11 protein-coding genes and 1 riboswitch are annotated in these 10,553 nt (G+C 62.6%); of the genes, 5 read left to right on the forward strand and 6 right to left on the reverse strand.

What is annotated here, in order from left to right; translation table 11 throughout:
- Positions 1-78: 78 nt before the first annotated feature.
- Positions 79-1,098, reverse strand: a complete 1,020-nt coding sequence (locus tag VIZ63_RS22225; RefSeq protein ID WP_331612006.1) for a ribonucleotide-diphosphate reductase subunit beta — start codon at positions 1,096-1,098, stop codon at positions 79-81.
- A 105-nt stretch (positions 1,099-1,203) separates the two neighbouring features.
- Positions 1,204-3,612: a ribonucleoside-diphosphate reductase subunit alpha gene (locus VIZ63_RS22230; protein ID WP_331612007.1), complete on the reverse strand. Its 2,409-nt coding sequence runs from the start codon at positions 3,610-3,612 to the stop codon at positions 1,204-1,206.
- A gap of 226 nt (positions 3,613-3,838) precedes the next feature.
- Positions 3,839-4,065: riboswitch (cobalamin riboswitch) on the reverse strand.
- A gap of 133 nt (positions 4,066-4,198) precedes the next feature.
- Here VIZ63_RS22230 and VIZ63_RS22235 point away from each other — a divergent pair.
- Positions 4,199-4,798, forward strand: a complete 600-nt coding sequence (locus VIZ63_RS22235; protein ID WP_331612008.1) for a HupE/UreJ family protein — start codon at positions 4,199-4,201, stop codon at positions 4,796-4,798.
- Between the two features lie 88 nt (positions 4,799-4,886).
- On the opposite strand, the gene VIZ63_RS22240 is transcribed toward VIZ63_RS22235, so the two are convergent.
- On the reverse strand, positions 4,887-5,885 hold the full coding sequence (locus VIZ63_RS22240; RefSeq protein ID WP_331612009.1) for a threonine/serine dehydratase: 999 nt from the start codon (positions 5,883-5,885) through the stop codon (positions 4,887-4,889).
- 122 nt (positions 5,886-6,007) lie between these two features.
- Between VIZ63_RS22240 and VIZ63_RS22245 the strand changes: the two genes are divergently transcribed.
- The 4 genes from VIZ63_RS22245 to VIZ63_RS22260 all read left to right on the forward strand — a co-directional run bounded on the left by VIZ63_RS22245 (position 6,008) and on the right by VIZ63_RS22260 (position 8,388).
- Positions 6,008-7,141, forward strand: coding sequence for a DUF6607 family protein (locus VIZ63_RS22245; RefSeq protein WP_331612010.1), 1,134 nt, complete (start codon positions 6,008-6,010; stop codon positions 7,139-7,141).
- A 246-nt stretch (positions 7,142-7,387) separates the two neighbouring features.
- Positions 7,388-7,591, forward strand: coding sequence for a hemin uptake protein HemP (gene hemP / locus VIZ63_RS22250; protein WP_331612011.1), 204 nt, complete (start codon positions 7,388-7,390; stop codon positions 7,589-7,591).
- 112 nt (positions 7,592-7,703) lie between these two features.
- Positions 7,704-8,039 (forward strand): hypothetical protein, encoded by a 336-nt coding sequence (locus VIZ63_RS22255; protein WP_331612012.1) that lies wholly within the window; start codon positions 7,704-7,706, stop codon positions 8,037-8,039.
- Between the two features lie 49 nt (positions 8,040-8,088).
- Complete coding sequence (locus VIZ63_RS22260) at positions 8,089-8,388, forward strand: hypothetical protein (protein ID WP_331612013.1); 300 nt, start codon at positions 8,089-8,091, stop codon at positions 8,386-8,388.
- 142 nt (positions 8,389-8,530) lie between these two features.
- Here the strand turns inward: VIZ63_RS22260 and VIZ63_RS22265 are convergent, their stop codons facing one another.
- The 3 genes from VIZ63_RS22265 to flgA form a co-directional block, all read right to left on the reverse strand.
- Positions 8,531-9,016: a flagellar protein FlgN gene (locus VIZ63_RS22265; protein ID WP_331612014.1), complete on the reverse strand. Its 486-nt coding sequence runs from the start codon at positions 9,014-9,016 to the stop codon at positions 8,531-8,533.
- 17 nt (positions 9,017-9,033) lie between these two features.
- Positions 9,034-9,342: a flagellar biosynthesis anti-sigma factor FlgM gene (gene flgM / locus VIZ63_RS22270; RefSeq protein WP_331612015.1), complete on the reverse strand. Its 309-nt coding sequence runs from the start codon at positions 9,340-9,342 to the stop codon at positions 9,034-9,036.
- Positions 9,343-9,622: 280 nt separating this feature from the next.
- Positions 9,623-10,282 carry a flagellar basal body P-ring formation chaperone FlgA gene (flgA, locus tag VIZ63_RS22275; RefSeq protein WP_331612016.1) on the reverse strand — a complete coding sequence of 220 codons (660 nt, stop codon included), beginning with the start codon at positions 10,280-10,282 and terminating at the stop codon, positions 9,623-9,625.
- Between the last annotated feature and the right edge of the window lie 271 nt (positions 10,283-10,553).

A 10,553-nucleotide genomic window follows, 5' to 3' on the forward strand; every position in this document is an offset into this window, starting at 1 on the left:
GCACAAAGGAGCACAAAGTCAGGATCGCCAATCCGGTATCCGTTCATATGTGCTCCCTTGTGTACCTGGCTTTTATCTTCAGAAAGTCTGGTCGAACGCTACCTCGCCCTGAACCGCCACCTGGTACGCCGACACGCGGCGTTCGAAGAAGTTGGTCAGTTCCTGCACGTCCTGCAGTTCCATGAACGGGAAGGGATTGCGTGAGTGGTAGCGCGCCGGCAAGCCGAGCATGACCAGGCGCTGGTCGGCGACGTACTCCAGGTACTGACGCATTTCGCGACGGGTCAGGCCGACGACTCCCTCCGACAGTACGTCTTCCGCGAAGGCAGCTTCGCATTCGACCGCTTCCTCCATCATGGTCCGTACCTGCTGCGCCCATTCACTATCGAACAGGTGCGGCTGCTCGCGGCGCACGGTGTTGAGCACCTCGTAGGCGAAGGCCATGTGAGCGCTTTCATCGCGGAAGACCCAGTTGGTGCCGGCAGCGAGACCGGGCAGCAAACCGCGCGAGCGCAGGAAATAGACGTAGGCGAAGGCGCCGAAAAAGAACAGCCCCTCGATGCAGCTGGCGAAGCAGGTGAGGTTGAGCAGGAAGCGACGCTTGTTGGCATCGGTGTCGGTGCTGCCAAGTGCGTAGACCTCGTCGGTCCAGCGCTGGCAGAACCCGGCCTTGCGACGGATGGAGGGAATGTTCTCGATGGCGGCGAAGGCCTGGGCCCGGCGTTCGGGATCCGGCACGTAGTTGTCGAGCAGGGTGAGGTAGAACTGGATGTGCAGCGCTTCCTCGAACAGCTGCCGCGACAGATACATGCGCGCTTCCGGCGCATTTATGTGCCGATAGAGGCTGATCACCAGGTTGTTCGACACGATGGAGTCGCCCGTGGCGAAGAACGCCACCAGCCGCTCGATGAGATGCCGATCCGCCGGCGTCATGCGCTGGCGCAGATGACCGAGGTCGATCTGGAAGTCGATCTCTTCCACCGACCAGGTGTTCTTGATCGCGGCGCGATACATCTCATAGAAACGCGGATAGCGCATCGGCCGCAGCGTGAGATCGAAGCCCGGGTCGAGCAGATTTGATGGGGTGGGTGAGTGCATGGGATCGCTCTTTGATTTGCTGGATGTCGGTAGGGAGCAGGCCCTGGGCCCTAGGCCCTAGGAAGAACTTTTGTCTCAACCTGGCGCCTAGCGCCTAGCGCCTTCTCACTGGCATGCCTCACACATTTCCGGATTCTCGAGCGAGCACACCACCGCATCGGTATCGCTCGTTTTCGCAGTCACTGTCGTTTTCGCGATGTGCGTCGCGGGTCGCGAACGCAGGTAGTACGTGGTCTTCAGACCGCGCTTCCAGGCATACATGTACATGCTGGAAAGCTGGCCGATGTTCGGATTCGCCATGAACAGATTGAGCGACTGGCTCTGGTCGATGTACGCACCGCGGTCGGCGGCGAGATCGATCAACGCTCGCATCGGCAATTCCCACGCCGTGCGATAGATCGCGCGCAGTTCTTCCGGCAACTCGCTGAGGCTCTGGATCGAACCATCCGCGACCTTGATCGCGGTGCGCATGTCCTCCGTCCACAGGCCGAGCTGTTTCAGTTCCTCGACCAGGTAGCGATTGATCTGCAGGAAATCGCCCGAGAGCGTTTCGCGCTTGAACAGGTTCGACACCTGCGGTTCGATGCACTCGTAGCAGCCGGCGATCGATGCGATCGTCGCCGTGGGTGCGATGGCGATCAGCAGGCTGTTGCGCAGTCCGTGGGTGCGGATTTCGCTGCGCAATGCGTCCCAGCGAGCAGTGTCCGATGGCGTGACGCCCCAGGCGTCGAACTGCAGTTCGCCCTGTGCAGCGCGCGTCTCCTGGAATGCATCGTGAGCGCCGCATTCGCGCGCCAGCTCCAGCGATGTCTGCAGCGCATGGAAGTAGATGGTTTCGGCGATCTGCGTCGACAGGCGCCGCGCGCCGTCGCTGTCGAACGGCAGCCGCATCTGAAAGAACACATCCTGCAGGCCCATCACGCCCAGGCCGACCGGTCGCCAGCGCATGTTCGAGGACCGTGCCGTAGCGATCGGATAGAAATTCAGATCGATGACGCGATCGAGCTGACGCACCGCCACCTGGACGGTATGGGCCAGTCGCTCGAAATCGAAGGACACCGGGCCATCGACGCTGCTGACATGGCGCGCCAGATTGATGGAGCCGAGATTGCACACCGCGGTTTCGCCGGCGCTGGTGACTTCCAGAATCTCCGTGCACAGGTTCGACAAATGCACCGCGCTGCCCGGTTTCGCTGTCTGATTGCACGCGAGGTTGGACTTGTCCTTGAAGGTCATCCAGCCGTTTCCGGTCTGCGCCAGCACCCGCATCATCCGCGCGTAAAGGTCGCGTGCGCGCAGCGTCTTGCGCGCGATACCGCGTGCTTCGGCCTGGGCATACGCCGTGTCGAACGCCGGCCCGAACAGGTCGGGCAGGTCGGGCACATCGACGGGATCGAACAGCGACCACTGCTCATCACCTTCGACGCGGCGCATGAACAGGTCCGGAATCCAGTTGGCGAGATTGATGTGATGCGTGCGACGGCTGTCGTCGCCGGTGTTGTCCCGCAGCTCGAGGAATGCTTCCACGTCGGCGTGCCATGGTTCGAGGTACACGCAGGCTGCGCCCTTGCGTTTGCCACCCTGATTCACGGCGGCCACTGACGAATCCAGCGTTTTGAGCCACGGCACGATGCCGTTCGACAGTCCATTCGTGGCGTGGATCAGCGAGCCTTCGGAACGCACGCGATGCCAGGCGACGCCGATGCCGCCCGAGAATTTCGACAGCAGCGCGATGTCCTTGTACTTGTCGTAGATCGATTCCAGCGAGTCCTGCGGCGAATCGAGCAGGAAGCAGCTCGACAGCTGTTCATGGCGCGTGCCCGCGTTGAACAGCGTCGGTGAACTGGCGATGTAGTCGAGATGGGAGAAGAGCTGGTACAGGTCGATGGCTTCCTGCACGGTCGCGCTCAGGGCGACAGCGATGCGCATCCAGAACTGTTGCGGCGTCTCGATCACGAGGCGGCGCGTCGGGTGCTTCAGCAGGTAGCGGTCGTACAGCGTGCGCAGGCCGAAGTATTCGAGGCCGAGTGTGCGGGACGCATCGATCGCGTCGTTGAGCTTGCGTGCATTGGCTTCGACGAAGCCGAGCACGCGCTCATTGATGAGGCCAGTGTCGAAGCCGAGGCGGATCGACTGCGAGAACGAGTAGACGCCGAGTCCCTGAACTTCCTTGTCGATGAAGGCGCCGAGCAGGCGGGCTCCGAGTTTCGAGTACTCCGGTTCCTCGACCATGAACGACGCCGCGGTGCGGATCGACAATTCGTCCAGTTCGCGCGTCGTGGCGCCGTCGTAGAGTCCGGCGATGGTCTTGAGCGCGACGCGCATGGGATCGACGGCGGTGAGGCCGTCGCCGCAGCGTGCAACGGCGCGCACGATCTTGTTGACGTCGACGGGTTCGTGATCGCCGCTGCGCTTGGTGACGCGCATCTGCGTGCGGGCAGTGGGCGGTGACGTCAGCTTGAATCCGGATTGCGCGGGTGGGGTCGCTACCGTGGGTGGTGTGGCTTGCAGCATGTTCGTGTCTCTCCGGTCTCGATGCTCCGGAAAGACAGCAAGGCCCACGACCCACGATTCGACGCGGCCGGGCAGGGCCGCATGCGATGCATGGACTCGTGGCCTGCCGCTCCCGCGAGCGTAAACGGGCCACGATGAAAGGAACGCGGGGATGACACTGCTCAAGGAATGCGAGTGTCTTCCGCCAGCTCCACCCACGAGAGCCCGACAGCCTGTTCGTCGCGCAAATGGCGCAACGACCGCGGCAGGTCTTCGGGCTTTCGGGCGCGTCTCTGGCGAGACCTGATCTACCGGGCGTCACTTCCCGCAGTTGCTTGAACTGCAGTGTCTCGACGCCTTTCGTTCCCGATTACCGCTGCGGGGCAGCTCCGGAATTGATATTCGAGATATCGCACCGGATTCCCTCTTAGGCCCATCCCCTGGGGGTGAGCACCGCTGGCAGACACAAGATATTGGGGTCGGCGGTCCGGCGTCAACCGGATTTTTTTAAGATGCCGGCAACTCGCGGCTACGTCGAATGACGTTTGTCTGTGTTCCGGCGCGTCGGCTATTGTCGCTGCGCGTCCGGGACTACTATGGAAAAATCATGACAACAACGTCTGCGCCCCGCTTCACGATCGGCCTTTTGCTGAGTGCGATGTCGTCATTGGCGCTCGCGCATCCCGACGGACACGGCGCGCACGATCTTGCGGCCGGATTTCTGCATCCCTTCAGCGGTCTCGACCACCTGCTCGCCATGATTGCCGTCGGTCTCTGGGCCGTCCGCCTCGGGCGTCGTGCGGTGTGGACGTTGCCGATCGTTTTTCCCCTGGCGATGGTGGCGGGTGCGGGACTGGCGCTCAGTGGCACACCCTTGCCTGCGATCGAACCGATGATCGCCCTGTCCGTGATCGTGCTGGGTGTGCTCGTCGCGGTTGGAGTGCGACTGCCCGTCGTCGCGAGTGCGTTGCTGGTCGCGATGTTCGCAATCTTTCACGGCTACGCCCACGCGGCCGAAGCGCCTTCGTCGCAAATCGGTATCTATGCGGTGGGATTCGTCACCGCTACGGTGATCCTGCATGCGCTGGGTGTGCTCGCAGGAATGGCGGCGATGCGTCAGGCCAATGCGCCCTTGCAGATCCAGTTGAATCGGTTCGCAGGTTTCGCAATCGCCGTGAGCGGCGCGGTTGTTTTTCTAACGACATGATGCGCGAATGCAGCGGTGCACCTGGGCAGTGACCTGCAGGTTTGCGCACCTCCATGAAGGGAGGCAGAGAATGGCCTCGCTGGCTTTTTCAGCGCATCGGTCGCCCCAGCGCTTCGCGATACAACGCCGGGTCGACATTGCCGCCGCTCAACACGATGCCGACCGTCTGGCCGCGGCAATCGAAGCCACCGAAGAGCAGGGCGGCCAGTGCCACGACACCGCCGGGTTCCACCACGATCTTCAATTCGCGCCACGCAAATGCGATGGCATCGAGTGCGTCGTCGTCGGTGACGGTGAGTCCACCGGCGAGTCGCTGCTGATTGATGGCGAACGTAAGTACGCCCGGAGTGATGGGCATCAGTGAATCGCAAACGGTTCGCGCGCCAGGCGCATTGCTTTCGCGCTTACCGGAGCGCAGCGAGCGTGCCGTGTCGTCGCACGCGGCAGGTTCCACGGAGTAGATTTTCGTCTGCGGGCTGACCTCCGACATCGCAAGCGCGCAGCCTGAGATGAGTCCGCCGCCGCCGCACGGCGCCAGCAGCGCGTCGAGATCGCGATTCAGCAAGGCACGCGTCTGCGCCGCGAGTTCCAGCGCCGCCGTGCCCTGGCCCGCGATGATGTGCGGATCGTCGTAGGGCGGCACGACGATGGCGCCACGTTCGCGCGCCAGATCGCGGCCGATCTGCTCGCGATCCTGCGTATGCCGATCGTAGGTGATGATCTGCGCGCCCATCGCGCGCGTATTGTCGACCTTGATCGCCGGCGCATCCGTGGGCATCACGATGGTGGCGCGAATGCCGAGTCGTTGCGCGGCGGCCGCCACCCCCTGCGCATGATTGCCGGAGGACCAGGCCACCACGCCATGCTTGCGCTCGTCCGCATCGAGTTGCGACAGCCGGTTGTAGGCGCCGCGGAATTTGAACGCGCCGCCGATTTGCAGGCATTCGGCCTTCACCACCACGGTGGCGCCGACGCGCTCTTCCAGAATGCGGTTGCGCAGGACCGGCGTGACGGTGGCATGGCCGGCGAGGCGTCTGGCGGCGGCGAATACGTCTGCAGCAGTCGGTTCGGCGGCTGTCGTGGTCATATCTGTTACTCGCAGCAGGTCTGTCGATGACCACTAGTGTAACCAGTACTCCGTGCGCCGGGCTGTGTCAGAGGATGTCTATACTCGACGGCGGACGTGCGGACAGGTGTTGAGGTGTTGCGATGAAGATGCTGTCACTCGGTGCGATTTTGTGTGTGCTGGCAGGTGCGACCGCGCTGGGCGCGGATGCGTATGCCGGCAAATCTGCGGGAGCCGCGCCGCGCTATACCTTTTCCTGGCCGCTGGATGGCACGGCGTTGCAGCCGCGGGGCGGCACGACGAAGGGTGCGCCGATCACGCTGGATCTCGAGCCCTCGCCGCAATGGATTCAGCTCCAGGCGCCAGGGTTGTCGCCGTTCGAGAAGGATCGCCGCGCCATTCTGGCGATGGCAGGCACCTATCGCGTGACCTTCGATTTTCTCGAAGTCGTGCCCTTCGCGACGCTCGACAAACCCAACGCTCCGTATCAGTCGTGGGGCACCGAGAAGGTCTATGTCGACAGCGATGACGGCAAGTCGATCAGCCTCGTGCACATTCTCGAAATGCGGGTCGTGATGCAGGACGGTTCCATCAGCGAACCGATGGTCACCAAGCATTGGCGACAGGACTGGCAGTACGAGCCCGACTTCATCGTGGAGCATCGGGGTCGCGATCGCTGGGAGCGGCACGCCACCACGAAAGGGGAGATCGGCGGCGCTTGGAGTCAGACCGTATATCAGGTCGACGAATCGCCACGGTACGCGAGCATCGGACGCTGGGAACACTCGGCAAGTTTTTCCAGCTGGCTGAGCTGCCAGACCTGGCGGCCGCTGCCGCGCCGCGAGTGGAGCGTGCGCGATGACTACCAGGTGCTGATCGGTACCAATCGTCACACGATCGGCGCGACCGGCTGGGTGCAGGAGGAGAACAATCTCAAGGCCGTGCTGACGGCGGAGCGCGCGCTCGATCCAGCGAAGCCTTACGTCGCGCGCGAGTACGGCGTTGCACGGTACGAGCGAATCCGTGGCGCGGATTTTTCGGGCGCGGATCGGTACTTCAACAAGACCAAAGCGTTCTGGGACGAAGTTCGCGACACATGGGCAACGATCTTTGCGAAGCAGGGCAGTGCCACGCTGCGCGGACCCGTCGACAAACTCGGATTGTTTCAACCGTTGTTCGCACGCGCCGATGAGATCGAAGCGGGAGAGGGCGGCGATGCGGGTGACAACCAGAAAGTGATTCGCGACGCCCTCACGGCGATGGGGGCGCTGCGGTAGCCAGTGCGTGCGGGCTGACGACTCGCAGTCGCGACCGTCCTGCGGTGGCTTGAGCCCGCACCAGCCAAAAGGCGCCGAGATTTCACACGGAGATCACTGAGGGCACGGAGTGGAAAGCCTTCCTCTTTTTCGAACCTCCGTGTACTCCGTGATCTCCGTGTGAAATTCCGTATCCGAGTCAGCGCCTCCCCTTACGCCCCAGAATTCCGCTTGCATTGGTATTGAGAATCATTATCATTTGCATCCATGGACGTGCTCTCCACCAAACCCCCAATCCGCTCTGCGGATATTTCATCGCCGGCCCCGGAGCTCAACACCCGTGGGCCGGCGATTCCTTGTATTCGATCCGACGCGCTGTTCGATCGATCGAGAGAGATCCTGATCGAGCACAGCGGTTGTTATTACCGGCTGCGGCTGACCCACAGCAACAAACTGATTCTGACCAAGTAATCATTTACAGCCCGCCCCGCAGCCAGCGCCCGGCCGGGCGACCTGCATAGCCAGCTACCGCATCGCCCACGGCGATGAGTCTTTTCCACCGCAACGGTGACGAGGTAGTGGCATGACCATGACTGTCCTGACACCGATCATCCTGTTTGCCGCCAGTGTCGCGGCGATGGGTCTTGCGTACTCTGCGTTGCCTGCACAACGCTGGTGGTCTCGGCCAGTGCGAGCGTTCCCCGCTCACGTCACGGCTGCATTGGCCGCGATGGTGGCATTGCGGGGCTGGATCGATGTCCTCGGTGCTTTCCATGGTGGATTGGCATGGCTGTCCACACTGGCCGTGCCGCTCGCCGTGCTTTTCTGCGCCGCTGCCACGCCCTGGCTGCACGCTCGCCACCGTCTGGTTCGCAACGATGCCTCCGCGCCAGCCGATGCAGCGGCAAGTTCGCGGTAACGCTTCGGGGAAAACTTTCAGTGATCAGCCCGAATCGACGAGGTGATCGATGCCAATATCGCAAACCCCCCGCTGCCTGACACGCGTCGTGATCGACGACGACTGTGCAATCGAAGTGGCGCAGCTGCAGTCCGTCATGCAGCGCATTCAATGCCTGCTGCACGACGTGCCGCAAGCGCAGCGCGAATACATCGCCAACGCACTGCTGAATCTGGCGGTGTCACGAATGCTCAGGGGAGAAGGGCACGCGCAGACGGCGAGCATCCTGATGCGATTGGGCGATGCGGTGGGAAGCGGAGATGCGCCGCCAGCGGAACGTCCGGTGGATCTCACACGGATGAATGGCTGAACGAAGTCACGCTAAGACAAGGCGAGGTACACAAAAAAGCACATAGGAGCACGAAAAATCAGCGAGCCTCTCCGTCATTTGTGCTCCTTTGTGCTTTTTTGTGTACCTGTCTTCCTCTGCGGGCTTGTGTCTTGGTCCCTGATCAGACTCGCGCGATCACCCGATCGCTGCGACCGGAGACTTCGTAGCTGCCTTTGCTGCCGTAGACCTTGGGCTGACTGGCGCGGCCGGTGATGACACCGAGCATGCCTTCGACGCGTTTCAGTCGTGCAGCGACGAGCGCGCCGTTGCGATCGTTCAGGCTGCGGCAGTGGGCGGCGCGTTGGGCGCAGGCGGCCCAGCGGGTTTTGAGCTGGTGTGAGGGATCGCACCAGTTGAGTAGCTTGTCGAGGCCCATCGCATCCGCCGACACGCTCATCATGCGGCACAGCGAGCGGCGTTCGTCTTCGATGGCGATCATGGCGGCGATGCAGCTCTGGCGAGCCTCGCCGGCTTTCTCCAGTTCGTCCACGTCATTGCTCGTGAGGAACTCGTGTTCCTTGTCGAGCAGTTCTTCCAGGCGCGCGAGCGTGCCGGCTTCCTCGGTCAGGAGCCGTTCGAGTGTGTCGCGACAGATGCGTGGATCCACGTTGGTGAAATCTCTTGTTAGCGCGAGCCCAGTTCCTGTTCGGTGCGCAGCAGCTTGTCGGCGATGCGTTCCGCGTCGACCTGGTAGCGACCTTCTTCCAGTGCGAGGCGGATTTCCACGACGCGCGATTCGTTGACGACGGGCAGGCTTTTCACAGCATGCTCGAGCGAGGCCAGCTTCCGTGCCTGATCGGTGATCTGAACCGGATTGCTGCCGGCGGCCGCGGTGTCTGCCGGGGCAGCAGACGCATCACCGGCGCGCGACACCGTCTTGTCGGTGCCAGCCTGCACGGGGCGGTTCTGGAAATCACTGATCTTGATGCTCACGGTCATCACTCCTGTACTCCACGAACCCTGTAGCGGCGGCAATTCTGAGAACTTTAGCAAGTTCTTCCGCAGCAGCCTGAGCAGGGACTTAGGGCAAACTCGCAAGAGCGCGTTCGCAGGGCACAGAATAGGTTAAACAGTTCCTCATCGATGCGATTCGCTTCCCCGGATTCACGGCCTCATTCGGATCGCGTCTCGTGACACAGTGCTCACTCATGCAGTCGGCCGCCTCGGGGTTTGTCCCTCCGCCAGCAGATTGACGCAGCATCGAGCGTCCCGGTCAGCGATCGACCCGGACCGTGAATGAATTTTCCACCACACCTTCGACAATCTTGCGCGACGTCACATTCTGGACGCGGATGCGCTCTTTCTCGCTGCCATCCGACAGAGCCTGACCCTGTGCGCGAATCTCGAACGGTCCGTTCACAGCCAACAGCGTGACCTGCTGACCGCGACGCACCAGGACATCCGGAGCCAGCACGTCCGCAGTCAATGGCGAACCGGCGGGTAATGAGCGGCGCAGCCGTCGTCCGCGCAGATTTCCGGTATCGCTGATGAATCCGGCCTCGACGCCGCTGAGGCGCCGTGTCTGCAATTCCACATCGGCTGCGTCGACCGGGGCGCGGCGCGGCAGCGCTCGGCGCAACACCAGGACCGGCGCCTCGACTTCCACGGTGACGGGTACAAAGATGGACCAGGCAGGCGCGGAGCAGCGCACACCGACCGTTCTTCGTGCGCCAGCGACGGTGGCGTTCGATGGTGTCGCTTCGAGCGGCGCAGCACAGCTGGCCAGCTGCAGGCGAGGATCGAGCCGTGAGGCAGTCACGAAGTACCGGCCCTTGATCTGCGGCAGCAGCGCCGTGACGCTTTTCTCCGCGGCGGACTGGATGGACTCGAGAGACTGTGTCTGTGTCTGTGTCTGTGTCTGGGCCTGCGCCATCGCGCAAACGCTCCCCAGCACAGTTACCACTATCCAGCGATACGAACTCAACACTTGCTTGCTTCCTGACATCGCCATCGCATTGACGGCCACGACAGATAAAGCAAATGCGATGCCAGCCTGCGTGCTTCGGCTGGCGGGATGCGCGGCGACGGGAACGATGGCGTCGAATCGTGACGCAGTTCCCGTGCGAAGCGCTGCTGGTCGCGCGTTCGAGTGAAGGGCTGTCGGGCGCTGGGCTGCTGGCCAGAGAAGGAACGGTGCTCTGCTG

Source organism: Povalibacter sp., assembly GCF_036520495.1.
In the GTDB taxonomy this organism is placed as follows: domain Bacteria; phylum Pseudomonadota; class Gammaproteobacteria; order Steroidobacterales; family Steroidobacteraceae; genus Steroidobacter.

Coding starts and splice junctions, on each gene's coding strand:
- VIZ63_RS22230 (WP_331612007.1), bottom strand. CDS start 3,612: ATGCTGCAAGCCACACCACCCACGGTAGCGACCCCACCCGCGCAATCC.
- VIZ63_RS22235 (WP_331612008.1), top strand. CDS start 4,199: ATGACAACAACGTCTGCGCCCCGCTTCACGATCGGCCTTTTGCTGAGT.
- VIZ63_RS22245 (WP_331612010.1), top strand. CDS start 6,008: ATGAAGATGCTGTCACTCGGTGCGATTTTGTGTGTGCTGGCAGGTGCG.
- VIZ63_RS22240 (WP_331612009.1), bottom strand. CDS start 5,885: ATGACCACGACAGCCGCCGAACCGACTGCTGCAGACGTATTCGCCGCC.
- VIZ63_RS22260 (WP_331612013.1), top strand. CDS start 8,089: ATGCCAATATCGCAAACCCCCCGCTGCCTGACACGCGTCGTGATCGAC.
- VIZ63_RS22255 (WP_331612012.1), top strand. CDS start 7,704: ATGACCATGACTGTCCTGACACCGATCATCCTGTTTGCCGCCAGTGTC.
- VIZ63_RS22225 (WP_331612006.1), bottom strand. CDS start 1,098: ATGCACTCACCCACCCCATCAAATCTGCTCGACCCGGGCTTCGATCTC.
- flgA (WP_331612016.1), bottom strand. CDS start 10,282: ATGGCGCAGGCCCAGACACAGACACAGACACAGACACAGTCTCTCGAG.
- hemP (WP_331612011.1), top strand. CDS start 7,388: ATGGACGTGCTCTCCACCAAACCCCCAATCCGCTCTGCGGATATTTCA.